The following is an 18,012-nucleotide window of genomic DNA, read 5'->3' on the forward strand; positions in this document are numbered from 1 at the left end:
ACAAAGGCAGTTTAGCGAATCTAACAGACAAAACAATACTTCAGAAGAATCTTTGGATAAAAAATGGTTCAATCTGCTAAATGCAATCAAACTAAAGGGTTTTACAAAGACCTTAGCATTTAACAGCCACCTAATAAATGAAACTAATGACACATTTGAAATTCAACTTAATGAAGATGCTAAGAAAATTCTTGAGCTTGAACCTCAAAGTATAGCAAAGCTGCAATCAGCTATTAGTCAGCATTTAGATAGCTCAGACTTTAGACTAGATATTAAAAATCTACCAACATCTACTAACTCTAATCACAAATCTCCCGCTGAAATTAAGCGTGAAAATGCAGTTAAGAAAATCCATAATGATCAAAATGTGAAGCTAATAAAAGAATCTTTAGCTATACAAATCAACGATGAAGATATAGTTCTAACAGACTAAATATACTCCCATGCATCTTTATCTGCAAAAACAGCATGTAAAAGTTTATTATTAAGAGTATGACCAGATTTAAAGCAATTGAAATGTCCCAATATGTAACCACCAACATAAAAGTCACCAATTGCGTCTAATAGTTTATGTCTTACAAATTCATCTTCGTAACGTAAGCCACCTTCGTTAAGAACACCATCATTAGTAATTCCTACCGCATTATCTAATGAGGCACCTTTTGCCAAATTATTTTGATGCAAATATGCAAGCTGTTCATAAAAACCAAATGTTCTCGCTTTTGAAACCATTTTGATATATTCATCAAGACTATACTCAAATACGATATGATCGTTTGTTGCAGCGATAACTGGATGATCCCACTCAATCTTAAATTCATACTTAAGAGTATCACTAGGTAAAACTTCTGCGAATTTACCTTCATGTTCAACTTTTACAGACTTTAGAATTTTGATCCCTTTACGGTCAGCTTCTTGCTCAACTACACCAACATCTTTTAATAATTGTGTGAACTCATAAGAACTACCATCCATTACAGGTAACTCTGGAGCATTAACTTCGATTAGAACATTATCAACTTCAAACATTGCAAATGCAGACATTAGATGCTCAATAGTTGATACTGACAAACTTTGATCACCATCTTTTGTCAATAATGTACACATTATAGCTTCTTTGATATTAGATGGTGTAACCTTAATATCTACTATAGGACTAAGGTCAGCTCGACGAAATACTATACCAGTATTAGTACTAGCTGGCTTAACAGTCATAGAAACATCTACACCAGAATGTAGGCCAATACCCGTAACCGAAAATTCTTTTGAAATAGTTTTTTGCTTCATTCTTAACCTCTCTAAATATATACAATCAAGTTATCATAGAAAGCACAGTCGGAAATACTCAATATATTTCGACATGACAATCCACAAACAAAACGTATATGCAAAACATCAATATCTAAATTATATATGTCAAAGAACTATATTGATATAGAATCAATAAGATTTTAGAGCTATAGCAATATATTTAAATTATTTTGACAATAAGAAAAATCTATAAGAAATTATCTTCTTCTAAGGAAACTTGGAATATCTGATTTATTAACATCTTCAGATTCTGTTTTCGGAGCACTAGCAGAGCTAGAAACATCTTCACTTCTTGAAAAAGATGGTGAAGGCTTGCTTGAGGAGTAACCTTGTGACGGATTAGATGTTGTCTTCTCTACACCAAAGCCTCTTTTCATAGCTACTTTTTCTATACCAGTAACTACAACAGTTACTTTCATAGAGTCAGTCATATCAGGATCAATAACTGTACCTGCAATTACGATAGCTTCATCAGAAATAAATGATCTAATCACTTCACCAACTTCTTCAAACTCACCAATAGACATATCCATACCAGCTGTAATATTTACGATTACACCTTTAGCACCATCAAGATTTATATCTTCAAGTAATGGACTAGAAATCGCAGCTTCAGCAGCTTCTCTTGCTCTATTTTCACCAGTAGCTTCACCCATACCCATCATAGCTAGACCCATATCAGTCATTACAGCTCTAACGTCAGCGAAGTCAACGTTGATAAGACCTGGCTTAGTGATAAGCTCAGAAACACCTTTAACAGCATTACCTAATACATCATTAGCAGCATTGAAAGCATCGATTAGCGATGCTCCTTTGCCAAGTACACTTAGTAACTTCTCATTTGGTACAGTAATTATAGAGTCAACATGTTGAGTTAGCTCATCAATACCATACTCAGCAGCTTTCATTCTTCTTGGTCCTTCAAATGGGAAAGGCTTAGTGACCACAGCTACAGTTAGTATACCCATTTCTTTTGCTACTTCAGCAACTACAGGCGCACCACCAGTACCTGTTCCACCACCCATACCAGCTGTGATGAAAACCATATCTGCACCTTCAAGAAGTTGCTCAATCTTTGCTCTATCTTCAGTTGCTGCTCTTTTACCAATCTCAGGATTTGCACCAGCACCTAGACCTTTTGTAAGATTAGTACCTATTTGCAATATATTTTGTACTTTTGACTTAGATAATGCTTGACCATCAGTGTTCAGTGCAAAAAACTCAACATCAGTAACATCTTCACACATATGTTGTACAGCATTACCGCCGCCGCCACCAACACCAACAACTTTAATTATGGCATTTGAAACCATTGAATCATTAAAATCAAACATATAATTACTCCTTTACTTTTAGATTCACTTACTACTTAACTTAAAAATTATTTGAAAACCAACCTTTAACAGATGATATTATCTTTTTCTTAGACTTAGTTGTACTTTCATCTATCTCCATAACATCATCATCAATTTTTTGATCATTAGTTGCATCACTATTTTCTGCAGCATACTTCAACAATCCCACAACTGTTGAATATGATGGATTGTGTACAACCTCACTTGCACCAGAAACCTCGATAGGGCCACCTACTCTTACAGGAAGTTTAAACATATCTTCGGCAAGCCTTGCTAATCCTTTTAACTTAGCACCACCACCAGTGAAAACAATACCAGAAGAAATTACTTCCAACAAACGGTTTTGATCTAATTCGCGATATAAAGATTCAAATATCTCTTCAACTCTAGCCTCTATAACCAAAGACAAGTCCTGTAATGATATTCTTTTTTTAGCATTACCTAATGAATTTGGTATATCTATTTTCTCATCTGGATTTTTAAGATACTTACTCGCTGAATAGCCAAATTGTAGTTTCAAACTTTCAGCTGCTTCAATAGGAAGCCTAAATACTTTAGATATATCTGAAGAAATACTTGCTCCACCAGTCTTAATACTCGAAGTATAACAAATACCTCCATCTGCGAACACAGAAAAACTCGTTGAATCAGCGCCAATATTTACAAGACAAACGCCCATTTCTCTTTCATTATCAGTCAGAGTCGCACTACTCGCAGCTAAATGTTCTACAACCAAGTTTTCTATGGCATAGCCACAACTTGAAACACATTTGCGGACGTTTTGCAACATTCTAGAAGATGCCACAATAATGTGGACATTAGACTCAAGCCTAACCGCAAACATACCGATTGGCTCAGTAACTCCAGACTGACCATCAACTATGTAATCTCTTTGAAGAACATGAAGCATTTCAGTATCAGCAGACATTGGTACAGCTTTTGCTGTCTTAATAGCCATCGCCAAATCTTCTAAACTTACTTCTCCATTCTCGACAGCTGCTAAACCATAAGAGTTAAAACCACTGATACTAGGAGCACTTACTCCAAGAGTAACTTCTTTAATATCTACTCCTGCAATGCTCTTTGCTTCATCTAAAGCTGCATTTAGTGTTTCCATAGCCATTTCAAGGTTAATTACAGAACCTTGTTTTATACCTCTTGATTGTTTTTGGCTAACTCCTAATATTTTTATACTGTTATTTTCAGCAAGTTGTCCAATTGCAACGGTGATTTTATGAGAGCCCAAATCTACCGCACAAAAATTACTATTCCCAAAACCCATTATATAAAGCCCCAATCTAAGACAGATATTTTTTTACTTTCATACACTTATATTACATTATAAGCTTATTATCATAGAAAACCAATAAAATAAATCTTTTTCTAGTTATACTTTACTGCAAAACCATCACTATATCTCATATCAAAATACTTCGCGGATTTATAGTTTTTGACATCCCTATATGACTTAAAAAATAGCTCTAATCTTTTTTTTAGTTTTACCGAACCTAAGACCACTTCAATATCATCAGAAAGTAAAACACTAAATTGATTGCCTCTATATGATATTTTGACTATTTGCATTTTGTTATTTTTAGCAAGCTTATTTAACTCTAGCAAAGTTTCATAAATATAGTCTTTACTTGTGTCATCATTACTATCTATATATGGTAAATTTTTATCGTAATCAAAAACAACAGGAGTAATAATATCCATATTATCAAGCAAAATTTGGTTATTATTCCAATACGCCACAGGCTTATGATCATAAATATAAACAACTAGAGTTGATGGCCATACCTTTTTTACTAAAGTATAATCAACCCCCTGCATATTATAGAAATACTTCTCAACAGTATCGATATCTAGATCAAACCATTGTTTGTTGTTTAAGCTTATTATTTTGTCGATCAAATCTTGTTTTGAAATATAGACTAGACCATCATTAGAAACCACATCTACTCTTGAAATTTTCTTATCCGTTTTGCTAACAATAAAAACCGTAGCGCCTAAGACTATTACAAAAATAAAACCTAGTATAAAAAATTTCTTAAAAATCTTTAGCATTGTGCCTGTTCTAGTATTGATTTAACAAAGCTGTCAAAGTCAATACCCTCAGCCGCCGCAGACTTAGGAGATAGACTATTCTCTGTCATTCCTGGAGATGAATTAATCTCCATAATGTAGAAATCTCCCTTATCATCATATATAAAATCTACTCGAGCATGACCTTTGCAGCCTAATAGATCATAAGCTTTTTTAGCTAACTGTCGAACCTCTAGCTCTTTTTGCTCACATAATCCACTTGGTGCGTGATATATAGACTTGCCGCTATATTTTGACTCATAGTCATAAAACTCATTTAATGGCTCTATCCAAACAGATGAATAAACATCATTATTAACAATAGCCACTGTTATCTCTTTCCCAGTAACCCACTGTTCAATCATCACTTCACCATGCTTTGATGCTTGTTGATAAGCATTTTCAAGCTCTTCAAAACTTTTTACTTTAAAAGTAGCTATACTAGATCCACCACTACTTGGTTTAACAGCAACTGGGAAACTGATCTCGTCAGCCTCAACCAATCTATCTGTAAGAAATTTTGCCATGGGTGTAGGCATACGATGATGCATTAGAATTTCCTTGGAAATCATCTTATCCATTGTTACAACACATGATTTCATAGTTGAACCTGTATGCTTAATCCCCAGCAATTCAAGTAGCGCTGCAACTCTACCATTCTCTCCATCTTCACCATGTAGTGCAATAAAGCATTTGTCAGGATTTAACTCCAAAAGTTTAACAACCAAATCTTTTGAGCTTGCATCTAAACCAACAGCATCATAACCTTGGTTTAGTAAAGAATCTAAAACTGCTTTACCAGATTTTAGAGACACCTCACGCTCTGGAGAGTCCCCACCATATAAAACGACAATTTTTTCTTTTTGCATAAATACCTAACTTCTTCTTAATTTAAAAAAATCTCTCAAGAGCTTACTACACTCCTCAGTCATCACGCCAGATGTTACTTTAAGGTTATGATTAATATTCTTATTTCGATGCAACTTCTCCCGAGAGAAAATTCCAACACGAGTATCATCACAAGCATAAATCAACTCAGACACTCTAGCCTGAATTAAACCACCCAAACACATTATACATGGCTCCAAAGTAACATACAATTTTGTATTAACTAATCTATAGTTTTCAAGCTCCTTGGCCGCTTGTCGTAAAACTAAAATTTCCGCATGAGCTGTTGGGTCGTTAAGCATTATAGTTTTGTTAAAATCTTGGACTACTATTTGATTATCTTTGACAAGAACAGCGCCTATCGGAACTTCTCCAGCCTTATAAGCCAACAATGCTTGCTCATAAGCTTTCTGCATAAAAAAAATATCATCTTGTGGATAATTAGACATAAGTTTTAGTAATTTTATCTTGAAGAATTTAAGTCTCTTAGATAAGATAATACATTACATAATTGTTTGCTAGTACTTTTTATATTGAACCAGTGGGTACTTGTCAAACTATGTATAACCAACCACACTGGAAATGGAAATCAAAAAAATGTCAGAAAATTTCAAAGAACTATTTGAGCAATCTCTAAAACAAACAGAGATGAGAATAGGTAAAATCATCGAAGCAACTGTAGTAAGCATAGACAAAGAATTTGCAATGATTGATGCTGGTCTTAAGTCAGAATCTTTTATTCCGGTTTCTTCTCTAAAAAACAGTAATGGCGAACTAGAAGTAGCTGCTGGTGACAAAATCAACGTTGTTTTAGAAGCTCTAGACAACAGCTGCGGTGAAACTAGATTATCAAGAGATAAGGCTAAGAAAATCGAGCTTTGGGATAGAATCGAAAAAGCATTCGAAAACAATGAAACTGTTCTTGGTAAAATCACTAATCATGTTCGTGGTGGTTACACTATGGATGTTGAAGGCTTAAGAGCATTCTTACCTGGTTCACTAGTTGATACAAGACCTATTAAAGATGTAGCTCATTTAGAAGACAAAGATATCGAATTAAAAGTTGTTAAAATCGATACTAAGAGAAACAATATCGTTGTTTCTAGAAAGGCAGTTATCGAAGAAAACAATTCTGGCGATAGAGATGCTATGTTAGAGAAAATCTCTGAAGGTAGTGTTCTTCAAGGTATCGTTAAAAACATCACTGATTTCGGTGCGTTTATTGATCTTGGTGGAGTTGATGGTTTATTACACATCACAGATATCTCTTGGAGCAGAATCAGCCACCCTACAGATGTACTATCTATCGGCCAAGAAATCGATGTTAAAGTAATCAAGTTCGACAAAGAGAAACAAAGAATATCTCTAGGTATCAAACAACTTGGTGAAGATCCATGGTTAAATATTGCTAATGAGCTTCCTGTAGGTGCTAAGCTTATGGGTACAGTAACTAACATTACTGACTATGGTTGTTTTGTTAAGTTAAAAGAAGGTATCGAAGGTCTTGTTCATACATCTGAAATGGATTGGACTAATAAGAACGTTAACCCTCATAAAGCTGTATCAATCGGTCAAGAAGTTGAAGTTATCGTACTTGAGTTAGATGCTGATAATCACAGAATCTCTCTAGGTATCAAGCAATGTAGAGCTAACCCTTGGAATGAGTTTGAGAAAAACTACAAGCCTGGTGATAAAGTTACTGGTAAGATTAGATCAATCACTGAGTTTGGTGTATTCATCGGTTTAGAAGGTGGTATTGATGGTCTTGTACATATTTCAGATGTTGCATGGGATAACCCAGCTAAAGCAATCAAAGAGCTTAAGAAAGGTGATGATGTAGAAGCTGTATTAGTTTCTGTAAACACTGATCTTGAGAGAATCGCTCTTAGCATGAAGCAACTTTCTGAAGATCCTTTCAAGAACTTCATAAACATTCACCCTAAAGGTTCTTTAGTAAAAGGTAACGTTACTAAAGTACAAGACAACGGTGCTGTAGTTATGCTTGACGCTGATAACAACATTGACGGTTTCATCAGAATTTCTGAAATTTCTGCTGAGCACACAAAAGATGTTCGTGATGAGCTAAGTGAAGGACAAGAAGTTGAAGCTAGAATCATCAATATTGACGCTAAGAAGAGAAGTATAGCTCTTTCTATCAAAGCTGTTGATGAAGATAATACTGCTGCAGGTAAGTCTAACTACAAAGTAGAACAAATGACTCCTACAACTCTTGGTGACCTAATCAAAGAGCAATTAAATAAGAAGTAATTCAACTTCGATCTTTAAGAATCTAAATCTACAAAACCTATAATCTATTTATAGCTTATAGGTTTTTTTATTTATAAAATGTAATAAAATATGTCTAGTTTATAAGCCAATAATATCTAACATATGCTTACAAAAGATTTGAATAAGATCATATCTGAGATTACAAATGATCAAGTTGTTAGTCTTCCAACCGATACAGTGTACGGTTTAAGTTGCAACATATCTGAACATGCTGTCGAAAAAATTATTAATCTAAAAAAAAGAGACTCAAGCAAAGGGTTTATAATAATCTCCCATAACTACAAGCATTTACTAAAGTACGTAGATACTACGAAGTTATCAGAAGAGCAAATCAAAAAAATATGTACAGTACAGGAACAGCCTACAACATGGATTGTGCCAGGTAAAGTATCTATACAATGGTTAACCGGAGGTAAGCCAACTATTGCTGTACGCTTAGTTACCACTGAGATAATAACCGATATCTGTTCTAAAATGGATGATGCAATTATCTCAACTAGCGCAAATATATCAGGACGTGATTTTATCAATGACCCTCATTCAATTAATGAAATATTTAATAGTATCTACATACTAGAAACAGAAGTTAAGTCTTCACAACCATCTAGAATTATTGATATAATCACTGGAGATAGATATAGATGATTATAAAGTATTAAAAGTTTGATAATCGTCTTAAAATATAATAGGATTAAGGTTGTAAAATTCTTTCGAACTAATAGATAAAAAAGGAACAAAATGGAAAAAATTAATCATAAAGATATACAAGATAAATTATGGAGCAATGATGACGAAAGTAATTTATCTAACGAGCAGTATAATCAACTGCTGATCGAGCAATATAGAATATATGTTGAATTAACAGATAGAACTAGCTACAGAAGAATCGTAATTAACTTATTCTTTTTGGTTTTCAACCTTGTTCTTGTAGGTATAGTTGCTCTAGCAATTAGTAATAATATCAATGTTGAAAATCCACCATCTGGTATTCTTGTTACTATACCTTATTTCGCAGGGCTAGTATTCTGTTATGCATGGTGGAAAATTATTAGATTTTTCAGACATCACATACAAATAAAAAATAGTATTGTACCGTCTCTTGAGAAGCGTCTTCCTTCAAAGGTATGGTTAACTGAAGAGCATATTGCTGAACAAAAAGGATCTTTCAAGCCGATTAGAATTCTTGAGATATACATGCCTTTTATCTTTATGGGTATTTATTCAGCTTTGTTCTTATTTGTTGAGCTTAACTGGCTTCCACATACATTAAACTAATTTTTATTTCTAAGAATTTCTTTTCATAACCATATCTCAAAATAAACTATTTTACTAGATTGCCTATCGCTTAGTTTAGTGAGCTAACTATATTTTATAGCCGAAATATCATAGGTAACAAAACAGCTTAGAACTAGTGCTGAATATATATGTTACTAAAATAAATTGAGCGTGATATTTTACTCCTATGGTTATATAGAATTTAGTAGAAAAGGTTGTTTATAATTAGTGAGTGATTTTCTTTGCCTCTTTAGAAATATACTCATCATTAGTTTGCCAAAGCTTATTCAACCAAACTTGAAAATATTCCTTATCTGTTTCACTAGTAAAATAATCGCCCATAGGCACTTCTGATATTGGAATGAGATCTATTTTAACTTTAATTTTTTTTGTCTTTCTAATCATATAATCCCATAAAGTTTGCTTAGGATTATCATACACTATAGTGGTATTTAAAACTCCTACCATCCTATCTGAGAGGCTTTTTAAAATAACTGCTATTCCACCTGCTTTAGGATTAAGCAAGTTTTTGTAAGCGCTTTTAAGAGCTTTGTGAGAAGTATATCTAGTACCCTCAACAAAATTAACGATAGTTGTTGGTCTAGAGGATAATTTTTTACAATACTCAACTGTTTTCTTAAGATCTTCGCCTTTCTTCTCTGGATGCTTTTTAAGATATTCTTTTTTATAACGCTTCATCGCAGGAAACTCTAAAGCCCAGGCAATCAAACCTAATACAGGTATGAAAAAAACCTGAAACTTCATAAAGAATTTAGGAAAGGCTATTTTTTTGTGAAAAATCATCATCAACACAAAAGTATCAAGCCAACTTTTATGATTACATATAATAAGATATGAACCATTTTTATCTAACTCTTTATTTTGTTCAACCTCAATTTTAGTAGGTGAAAAAAACTTAGCAATTAGAATAACAAAACTTACCCATAAGCTCACAGAGTATTGAACAGCCGATGTACAGAAATACCTTATACTCTTTATAGGTATCAAAAGCTTAACTAACGAAAAAATAAATACTGGTATAAAAGCAATTATAGCTGTAGACATCAAACATACCAGCGAAAATATTCCATAGTAAGCGTACTTAATAACATTTATCATTGAGGATCGTTTAAATTATTGACTGTTAACTTAAATCTTACCATTAATAAAAACTTTTTTGAAAGACTATAAAAAATATTAATCATTTTTAACTAATATTTTTTAAACAAAGATCTTATTTTTAAGGTACCATCTTTATCGACACTAATAGTTATAGCTCCATTAGCATATGTATCAAATACTCTTATGTTAGTGTTTTTATAAGTCTGTGGATTCAATAGCTGATCTGAGGTATATATAAGGTACTCACTACTAGGTTTAAAAAACTTAGTATCAATCACTAAAGGGCTAATCACTATACTTGGATTAATAATTCTATTATACAAAATGTAAATTTGCTGCTGATTCTTAGCATTTGAATTATCTATAAGTAAAAATTCCTCGTTATTATATTTAATTGAGATAAAACAACTTGTACCATTTGAAAGGAGTTTAACTTTTGTATTTTGACTTAAGTTGAAGCTATTCTTATAGCTACACTTTTGAAATGGCTTCTCTGTCTTTAAATTTGTAATAATAGTTTTAATAGGAACTATCTGTCTAATAAAATCTGAGTTAAAGCTATCATCATCAGCATCAACCACAATCATATAGCTAATCTGTTTAACCCCTACCAAACTCAAATAACTACCTAAAGTATTTGATAAAACATAATCATTCGCTAAGTTTTTAGATGAAATATATAAAATATTTTGACCATTTTCTTCAACTAGTACTATTTGATTTTTAGTATCAAAAATATGGACTCGAAAATATTGATTCTTTTGTGAAGTGTTTTCTGAAGATTGCAAAAATACTAAGCATAAAGCTAACCCAAGTACTCTAATTGAATTACTAAATGGAAAAATCACTAAAATAATCCCAAAAATAATAATTATAAGACTAAAAAATGAAAAATAACTCCAATACTCAATAAAACCAGCATAGCTTGTCAAAAAGCTTAAATAAGCAATTAATAGTTTAATAACTAAACTAGGAATTATCCAAAAGCTTAGCCCAACATAAGAGAGCAGCAAACACACTAACAGTAATGGCACTATAACAAAACTAACCAATGGAATTGCAACGGTATTTGCTAAAATCGAAATAACTGAGAATCCGCCAAAATAATAAACTGAAATTGGTACTAAAAAGATTGCTAGATAAATTTGTGCAAGTAATGTTTTTACTAATTTTGACTTATATTGTTGTAGTACTATAGAGATAATAACCAATAGCATAACAGCTGAAAAACTCAACCATAAGCTCACACTATACATTGATTCAAAATCAACCAATATTATAATGCTTAAAGCAATAATCAGTGATTTAACTATCGAAATACGCTTACCCAAAAGCCAAAATAATACTACCACTAGAAGCATTATTAATGCTCGTTGTGTTGGTAAGCTAAAACCCGCTAATAAACTATATATAAAAGCTACTACCACAGAGGCAATAACACCGGTATATTGTGCTGGTAACTTGCGACATAAGCGTGGTGATAATGACCATAAGCCTCTAAAAATAACAAAAGTAATAAAAGCCAAAAGTCCTATGTGTAATCCTGAAATTACCATTAGATGTGATGTACCAGAGCTTATCAATAGATTTTGCTGAGATTGACTAAATTCTTTATCGCCAATAAGTAATGCTAGAATATAAGGTTTAAGTTCATTTCCTTGCAAATCTTTTTCTAGTTTATTAAATAAGTAATACCTTATCCTTTCGGGCAAGTATAAGCTTGCAGTACCTTTGTAGATAATATCCGTATTATCCACCATCCGCCCTATGGCAACGATATCATTATGATCTAAATATTCAGAATAGTTAAAAGCTTCTACATTATCATACTCATGAGGCTTATATACTTTTGCTTCTAACTCTAGCTTATTTGCTGGTACTAGATAATGTCGATATGACTTATCAGCCTTTAATAAGATATCGCCATATTTATAACTATGAAAAATAAATTCATACTGGTTATCTTCTAACTTAGGAATACTATCGACTACACCCACTAATAAAATATTCTGATTATATTTAAAATCTTCAATTTCACCATATGAATAACAAGAGCAAACACTCATAAACAAAAGCATTATAAGCAAACATTTTTTGTATAACATATGACAAATAACGACTCTTCCCTTATTTTTATATTAGCTTAATTCAACGATAACTAATAGCTCAAAAAATACTAAGTTTAATCATAATAAAAATTCTTGCATTTTATAAAAAAAAGCAGATAATACGCTCGCATTAATCTCAACATAAGGTTATATGAAACCCTTAAAAATACTTATTGATAATCAAGACACATGGTCACCATACTATCCATATTCAAACTTAGAAACTACACATCAATATTTACAAAACATTAGTAACAAGCCTAACTATATCATTAACTTATCTGAGCAAATGAATTATCTTGAGCAAGGCTATTACGCTTGTCTTTTAGCACACTCAAATAAAGATACTATTATACCTACTGTTGAAACACTCAACAGCATTAGCCACTTTGAAGAAACTCAGTTATCTAACTTAATTAATAGTAGAGAGCATAAATCGTTAAACGCTTTAAATACAAACCTATTAGCTATCAAGATTTTCTTTGGAATAGCTAACCTAAAAGGTATAGAAAAAATTGCTAAAAGAATATTTGAAAAATATCCAGCACCAATATTAGAAGTAACTTTAGAAAAGCAAAATTCATTATGGAAAATAAAAACTATTAAGATTGGACATATCTCTTCTCTAAATGACAATGAACAGACTATATTCGCAAATGCCCTTAATAATTTTAGTAGCAAAGTTTGGCGTAAGCGAAAAATCAAAAAAAACTATTCCTATGATTTAGCCATATTACATGATCCTAATGAAATATTACCTCCAAGTGATGCTAAAGCTCTTAAAAATTTCCAAAAAGCAGCTCACGATTTAGGTATTTATACTGATCTCATTACCAAAGATGATTATATGAGTCTGCTTGAATATGATGGACTTTTCATCAGAACAACAACATCTATTAATCACTACAGTTACAGTTTTGCTAAAAAAGCTGAGGACAATAACCTAGTGGTTATAGATGATACAAAATCCATAACTTGCTGTACTAACAAGGTTTATTTACATAACCTAATGATTAAAAATAAAATACCAACCCCAGAAGGTAAACTTATTTTTAAAAATGATAACTTTGCAGCTGAAGAATTAATCAATGAGTTAGGTCTTCCTATAGTTTTGAAAATCCCAGATGGTTCATTTTCAAAAGGTGTTAAAAAAGCTAATTCGGCAGAGGAACTCAAGCAAATTCTAGATACCATGTTTGAACAATCTTCGATCATAATAGCTCAGAAATATTACTATACTGATTTTGACTGGCGTATTGGTATATTGAACAATAAGCCAATATATGCGTGTAAATACTTTATGGCGAAAGGACATTGGCAAATAACTAATCATAATAAGAAAACCACTCAGCATGGAAACTCTGAAGCATTTGCGATCCATCAGGTTGATAAATCTGTGCTAAGGATAGCCCTTAAAGCTGCAAAAACTATCGGCAATGGACTATATGGTATTGATATAAAAGTTGTAGACAATAAACCTATTATCATAGAAATCAATGATAACCCATCCTTAGATTCGGATATTGAAGATGCTTATATTGGCGACCAACTTTATACGACTATAATGCTAGAATTTCTAAATAGAATGAACTACAAGAAGTTACCTTATGCAAATATCTAAGCCTCAATTAACTGATCTTCAAACACTTGTAGAACTTGAGAACTCTACTTTTTTGTCTGATAAAATTTCAAAAAAGCAATTTGTCTACAATATTGATAAGCAAAAATACTTTTTTGTAGCTAAAATCAACAATGAACTTGCTGGATATATTTTATGCTTTGAGTATAAAAAAACTATTAGAGTATACTCTCTTGCTGTTAGTAAAAATTATCAAGGTCAAGGTATTGGTAAAAAACTATTAGAATACATTTTAAACAACTCTGACAAAAATATTGCACTAGAAGTAAATACAAATAATCTAATAGCTATCTCTTTATATCAGAAGCTAGGATTTGTTATAAATAAGCAGATTAATAGCTATTATGAGAATGGCGATTCTGCTTATAAAATGATTCTTATAAGAAAAAACTCAAGTTAATCGACTCTTTCTAAGGTAATTACTATAAAATCTGCTAAAACATATTGCAAAACATGATTTATAGCGCTAGAATCTCCGCAAAATAAGCGCTACTGTAGTAGCAACCTCTCACAAGGAGGCATCAAATGTTTATAACTCACACACTACAACCTCCGAGTTGTTAGTCACAACTAACTTCATATAACTAATTTTGTGTAATCAGTTTAAGGGCTATTTTTAACCAAATATATCCTTAGGTTGCCTGTATAGGGATAGTTATATCTAAAGCTAAATTACTTAAAAATAGTCTATTTATTTAATTCAAGATAATGAATTAGAAATAGACTTGTAATACTTTTATAGCCATTAAGATATATAAGCCCTATAAGTTCATATAATCACAAAATTAGTAACTCTAAGATAACTTGATTCGATTACTAAGGAGAATAATAATGTTCGCAAGTTATACAATAACAAAAAAGAGATTTCTACCAAATAAAGCTGATGTGATTATAGTAGCTTTAATATTAGTTGTTAGCGCACTAGCTTATTATGCTTGGAATGATATGCATCAATCATTTATTGATGCTTCATCAGTTTCAGCAATATCACTTGATCCAAGCCACTTACCATACTATATGTTGCGTACTACTATGCGATTGATTATAGGTATGATATTTTCATTTGCTTTTGCATTGATAGCTGGATATGCATGCGCTAAGAATAAACACTTCGCTAGAGTATGTTTGCCAATCATAAATTTCCTAGAATCTGCACCTTTATTAGGATTTTTGACATTTACCACCGCGTTTTTTCTTTTTCTATTTCCACACTCAATTATGGGTTTAGAAGCTGCAGCAATCTTTGGGATATTTACATCTCAAGCTTGGAATATGGCACTAATCTTATACCAAACTATACGAATAGTGCCTGCAGAGCTAACAGAAGCTGCAACTGCTTTCAAACTCAATGCGTGGCAAAGATTTTGGAAGATTGAACTACCTTATTCGGTACCTGGTTTACTTTGGAATATTATGGTTTCTCAATCAGCTGCTTGGTTCGCTATCACAGCTAGTGAAGCTATCCCGACTATCACAGGCGATGTTAGCTTACCTGGTATAGGCTCGTATATAGCACTGGCATTAACTGACTCAAATATAACAGCTATCTTATATGCTCTTGTGGCCATTATCATTAATATAGCTCTATTTGATCAGCTACTTTTTAGACCTTTAGTCAAATGGTCAGAGAAGTTCAAATACGAATCTATCAACAATAAAACTACAGACAGCCCTTGGCTTTATCGCTCATATAAAAAATCTCAATTTGTAAATGCTATAAAGCCTATTTTCAGCACTATTGTATTTTGGTTAATTAATGGCGCTAGCTTTTTAAATAAAAAAATTAATCTCAAATCACCGATTAGAGATATTAAGATATTGAAAAAGCTTAGCTGTATTGCTTGGTATATAGTAATTATCTCAGCATGTGTATGGGCAGGTAATGCTCTGTGGCACTTCTTCCCAGATGGTGATATGAGTTATTTGATACCACTAATGATAGAGACGACTGTTCGTGTGACTATCGCCATGATGATAAGTGTCGCTATATGCACACCATTAGGCATATGGATAGGTATGTCAAGCAAACGTACAAAAGCTATTCAACCAATAATACAAATAGGCGCAGCAATACCACAACCGATATTTTTCCCAATTGTTGCTGTACTTATATTAGGCGGTGGTGGATCGCTAAATGTTTGGTGTATTCCATTAATAATGACAGGAACCTCTTGGTATGTACTATTTAATGTAATTGCTGGTGTCTCTAGCTTGCCTACAGAAATAATAGAAATGACAAAATCTTTCCATCTAAAAGGTTGGAAATGGTGGTTTAAGTTTGCAATACCTGCTGTATTTCCATATATAGTCTGCGGAATTATTAGTGCTGCAGGTGGCGCTTGGAACTCGGCAATTGCAGCTGAATTAGTAATATGGGGCTCAAATACTATTAAGGTAGATGGAATTGGCGCACTGGTATCTACCACAACAGGCAATAACCAACTTCATGAAGCAGCTCTAGCGGTAGTTGCATTGTGCTCATTAGTGGCTTTGTGTGTGATATTTATCTGGAAGCCATTATATAAACTTGCTGAAACAAAATACAAATGTAACTAATCCATAAATATCTAAAAGGAGAATGAACATGACTGAATTTAAAAATAACACATTAATAAATTGCTACGATATTTGCCTAGATTATAAGCAAGATAAAAAGAATATAAAAAGAGTAATCGAAAATCTAACTTTAAAAGTAAGAGAAAATGAGATAATCGCTATAGTTGGTAAATCAGGAGCAGGAAAATCTAGTCTTGTAAGAATACTAAGCGGACTATTAAAACCAACTTCTGGAAAACTTTTTTATAAGGGTTCGGCTATTGATGGTCCTTTAGAAAACATCGGTATGGTTTTTCAAAACTTTGCCCTTCTACCATGGCTAAATGTTTTAGAAAATGTTCTTTTTGGTGCAGACTCTCTTGGCATACCTAGATCACAAAGCAAACCTAAAGCTCTTGAGATTATCAAAAAGATTGGCTTAAATGGTTTTGAGGATGCCTATGTAAGTGAACTATCTGGTGGCATGAAACAACGCGTAGGATTTGCTAGAGCACTAATGATTGAGCCAGAGATTCTATTTCTTGATGAGCCTTTCTCATCACTTGATATAGTCACTGCTAAAACTCTAAGAGATGACATTATGCGTCTATGGCATACTGGTCAAGCTAAGACAAAAGCAATTGTTCTTGTTACACACAATATTGAAGAAGCTGTAAATATGGCAGATAGAGTAATAATTCTCGATAGTAATCCAGGACGTATAGCATCAGAAAAAACTATAGAACTTAACTATCCTCGTGATCTCGAATGTGATTCAACTAGAATAGTTATTAAAGATATTAGCTCGACTCTACATGCTATTAATCAGTAATGAAAAAACTGTGCAATAATGCTTTGTATGAATATCTGAATACAAAATAGACCAATTAATACAATAATTGGAGAAAAATCAAATCCTGAATTAGTTGGTTTGATTATATTTCTAGCTCTTGATAATAATGGTTCCGTAACTTGATATATAACCATAATAATTGGATTATAGCCTCCTTGAACAAACCAACTAGATATTGCTCTTATTATTATCAAATATACATACATATTAATAACTGCAAAAACTATATCAATCAGCGGTTTAAAGAAAATAAACATCAAACTAAGACTTATCCCATTTAATAAGCCTACAAGTAAGTCCTGTACCACAAACACAATATACACAGCTACTATACATGACCAATCTAGATTCAAAAATCCTGGTATAAATTTTCTGAGAGGTAATATAGCAGCATTTGTCGCACGCATAATCATCTGACAAATTGGATTATAAAAATCTGCTTTTACCCACTGTAAGAAAAATCTAAACAGTAGTATAAAAGCATAAATGCCAAAGACAATATCTATCAAAAAAGTCGCTACATTAATCAAACCATTTAACATTTATATTTTC

17 protein-coding genes are annotated in these 18,012 nt (G+C 32.5%); 8 read left to right on the forward strand and 9 right to left on the reverse strand.

Going from position 1 to position 18,012, the window contains the following annotated elements; genetic code table 11:
* A partial coding sequence (locus FTPG_RS09845) for a DNA polymerase III subunit gamma/tau C-terminal domain-containing protein (RefSeq protein ID WP_004286690.1) occupies nt 1-433 on the forward strand: 433 nt, incomplete at its 5' end.
* On the opposite strand, the gene lpxC is transcribed toward FTPG_RS09845, so the two are convergent.
* From lpxC to tadA, 6 genes are all read right to left on the reverse strand, one after another.
* Entirely contained in the window at nt 430-1,287 is an 858-nt protein-coding gene (lpxC, locus tag FTPG_RS01745; protein WP_004286691.1) for a UDP-3-O-acyl-N-acetylglucosamine deacetylase, read from the reverse strand. The genes FTPG_RS09845 and lpxC overlap by 4 nt on opposite strands.
* A 221-nt stretch (nt 1,288-1,508) precedes the next feature.
* Nucleotides 1,509-2,645 carry a cell division protein FtsZ gene (ftsZ, locus tag FTPG_RS01750; RefSeq protein ID WP_004286692.1) on the reverse strand — a complete coding sequence of 379 codons (1,137 nt, stop codon included), beginning with the start codon at nt 2,643-2,645 and terminating at the stop codon, nt 1,509-1,511.
* Between the two features lie 40 nt (nt 2,646-2,685).
* Complete coding sequence (gene ftsA, locus FTPG_RS01755; RefSeq protein ID WP_004286693.1) at nt 2,686-3,948, reverse strand: cell division protein FtsA; 1,263 nt, start codon at nt 3,946-3,948, stop codon at nt 2,686-2,688.
* 101 nt (nt 3,949-4,049) lie between these two features.
* A complete protein-coding gene (locus FTPG_RS01760; RefSeq protein ID WP_004286694.1) occupies nt 4,050-4,733 on the reverse strand; it encodes a cell division protein FtsQ/DivIB in 684 nt (227 codons plus the stop codon).
* Nucleotides 4,727-5,620: a D-alanine--D-alanine ligase gene (locus FTPG_RS01765; RefSeq protein WP_004286695.1), complete on the reverse strand. Its 894-nt coding sequence runs from the start codon at nt 5,618-5,620 to the stop codon at nt 4,727-4,729. Before FTPG_RS01765 ends, FTPG_RS01760 begins: the two co-directional genes overlap by 7 nt.
* A gap of 6 nt (nt 5,621-5,626) precedes the next feature.
* The gene (tadA, locus tag FTPG_RS01770; RefSeq protein ID WP_004286696.1) at nt 5,627-6,088 is read right to left on the reverse strand and encodes a tRNA adenosine(34) deaminase TadA; all 462 of its coding nucleotides are present in this window, start codon (nt 6,086-6,088) and stop codon (nt 5,627-5,629) included.
* Between the two features lie 148 nt (nt 6,089-6,236).
* Here tadA and rpsA point away from each other — a divergent pair, with 148 nt between their 5' ends.
* The 3 genes from rpsA (at nt 6,237) to FTPG_RS01785 (ending at nt 9,203) form a co-directional block, all read left to right on the forward strand.
* Nucleotides 6,237-7,907: a 30S ribosomal protein S1 gene (rpsA, locus tag FTPG_RS01775; protein WP_004286697.1), complete on the forward strand. Its 1,671-nt coding sequence runs from the start codon at nt 6,237-6,239 to the stop codon at nt 7,905-7,907.
* A gap of 123 nt (nt 7,908-8,030) precedes the next feature.
* On the forward strand, nt 8,031-8,573 hold the full coding sequence (locus tag FTPG_RS01780; RefSeq protein ID WP_004286698.1) for an L-threonylcarbamoyladenylate synthase: 543 nt from the start codon (nt 8,031-8,033) through the stop codon (nt 8,571-8,573).
* A 93-nt stretch (nt 8,574-8,666) separates the two neighbouring features.
* The gene (locus FTPG_RS01785) at nt 8,667-9,203 is read left to right on the forward strand and encodes an intracellular proliferation membrane protein RipA (RefSeq protein ID WP_004286699.1); all 537 of its coding nucleotides are present in this window, start codon (nt 8,667-8,669) and stop codon (nt 9,201-9,203) included.
* A gap of 225 nt (nt 9,204-9,428) precedes the next feature.
* On the opposite strand, the gene FTPG_RS01790 is transcribed toward FTPG_RS01785, so the two are convergent.
* Both FTPG_RS01790 and FTPG_RS01795 read right to left on the reverse strand, forming a co-directional pair.
* Complete coding sequence (locus FTPG_RS01790; protein WP_004286700.1) at nt 9,429-10,322, reverse strand: acyltransferase; 894 nt, start codon at nt 10,320-10,322, stop codon at nt 9,429-9,431.
* A 92-nt stretch (nt 10,323-10,414) separates the two neighbouring features.
* Nucleotides 10,415-12,430, reverse strand: coding sequence for a ComEC/Rec2 family competence protein (locus FTPG_RS01795; RefSeq protein ID WP_004286701.1), 2,016 nt, complete (start codon nt 12,428-12,430; stop codon nt 10,415-10,417).
* Nucleotides 12,431-12,584: 154 nt separating this feature from the next.
* Between FTPG_RS01795 and FTPG_RS01800 the strand changes: the two genes are divergently transcribed.
* The 4 genes from FTPG_RS01800 (at nt 12,585) to FTPG_RS01815 (ending at nt 17,439) form a co-directional block, all read left to right on the forward strand.
* A complete protein-coding gene (locus FTPG_RS01800) occupies nt 12,585-14,054 on the forward strand; it encodes a RimK family protein (RefSeq protein ID WP_004286702.1) in 1,470 nt (489 codons plus the stop codon).
* Entirely contained in the window at nt 14,041-14,472 is a 432-nt protein-coding gene (locus tag FTPG_RS01805) for a GNAT family N-acetyltransferase (protein WP_004286703.1), read from the forward strand. The genes FTPG_RS01800 and FTPG_RS01805 overlap by 14 nt, the downstream gene beginning before the upstream one ends.
* Before the next feature lie 431 nt (nt 14,473-14,903).
* On the forward strand, nt 14,904-16,628 hold the full coding sequence (locus tag FTPG_RS01810; RefSeq protein WP_004286704.1) for an ABC transporter permease subunit: 1,725 nt from the start codon (nt 14,904-14,906) through the stop codon (nt 16,626-16,628).
* A 28-nt stretch (nt 16,629-16,656) separates the two neighbouring features.
* Entirely contained in the window at nt 16,657-17,439 is a 783-nt protein-coding gene (locus FTPG_RS01815) for an ABC transporter ATP-binding protein (protein WP_004286705.1), read from the forward strand.
* Here FTPG_RS01815 and FTPG_RS01820 read toward each other — a convergent pair.
* On the reverse strand, nt 17,433-18,002 hold the full coding sequence (locus FTPG_RS01820; RefSeq protein WP_004286706.1) for a YggT family protein: 570 nt from the start codon (nt 18,000-18,002) through the stop codon (nt 17,433-17,435). The genes FTPG_RS01815 and FTPG_RS01820 overlap by 7 nt on opposite strands.
* Between the last annotated feature and the right edge of the window lie 10 nt (nt 18,003-18,012).

Source organism: Francisella philomiragia subsp. philomiragia ATCC 25015, assembly GCF_000156715.1.
GTDB lineage: Bacteria > Pseudomonadota > Gammaproteobacteria > Francisellales > Francisellaceae > Francisella > Francisella philomiragia.

Bases quoted from the DNA above. Each gene is read 5' to 3' on its own strand.
- lpxC (WP_004286691.1), bottom strand. From the start codon at position 1,287: ATGAAGCAAAAAACTATTTCAAAAGAATTTTCGGTTACGGGTATTGGC.
- ftsZ (WP_004286692.1), bottom strand. From the start codon at position 2,645: ATGTTTGATTTTAATGATTCAATGGTTTCAAATGCCATAATTAAAGTT.
- ftsA (WP_004286693.1), bottom strand. From the start codon at position 3,948: ATGGGTTTTGGGAATAGTAATTTTTGTGCGGTAGATTTGGGCTCTCAT.
- FTPG_RS01760 (WP_004286694.1), bottom strand. From the start codon at position 4,733: ATGCTAAAGATTTTTAAGAAATTTTTTATACTAGGTTTTATTTTTGTA.
- FTPG_RS01765 (WP_004286695.1), bottom strand. From the start codon at position 5,620: ATGCAAAAAGAAAAAATTGTCGTTTTATATGGTGGGGACTCTCCAGAG.
- tadA (WP_004286696.1), bottom strand. From the start codon at position 6,088: ATGTCTAATTATCCACAAGATGATATTTTTTTTATGCAGAAAGCTTAT.
- rpsA (WP_004286697.1), top strand. From the start codon at position 6,237: ATGTCAGAAAATTTCAAAGAACTATTTGAGCAATCTCTAAAACAAACA.
- FTPG_RS01780 (WP_004286698.1), top strand. From the start codon at position 8,031: ATGCTTACAAAAGATTTGAATAAGATCATATCTGAGATTACAAATGAT.
- FTPG_RS01785 (WP_004286699.1), top strand. From the start codon at position 8,667: ATGGAAAAAATTAATCATAAAGATATACAAGATAAATTATGGAGCAAT.
- FTPG_RS01790 (WP_004286700.1), bottom strand. From the start codon at position 10,322: ATGATAAATGTTATTAAGTACGCTTACTATGGAATATTTTCGCTGGTA.
- FTPG_RS01795 (WP_004286701.1), bottom strand. From the start codon at position 12,430: ATGTTATACAAAAAATGTTTGCTTATAATGCTTTTGTTTATGAGTGTT.
- FTPG_RS01800 (WP_004286702.1), top strand. From the start codon at position 12,585: ATGAAACCCTTAAAAATACTTATTGATAATCAAGACACATGGTCACCA.
- FTPG_RS01805 (WP_004286703.1), top strand. From the start codon at position 14,041: ATGCAAATATCTAAGCCTCAATTAACTGATCTTCAAACACTTGTAGAA.
- FTPG_RS01810 (WP_004286704.1), top strand. From the start codon at position 14,904: ATGTTCGCAAGTTATACAATAACAAAAAAGAGATTTCTACCAAATAAA.
- FTPG_RS01815 (WP_004286705.1), top strand. From the start codon at position 16,657: ATGACTGAATTTAAAAATAACACATTAATAAATTGCTACGATATTTGC.
- FTPG_RS01820 (WP_004286706.1), bottom strand. From the start codon at position 18,002: ATGTTAAATGGTTTGATTAATGTAGCGACTTTTTTGATAGATATTGTC.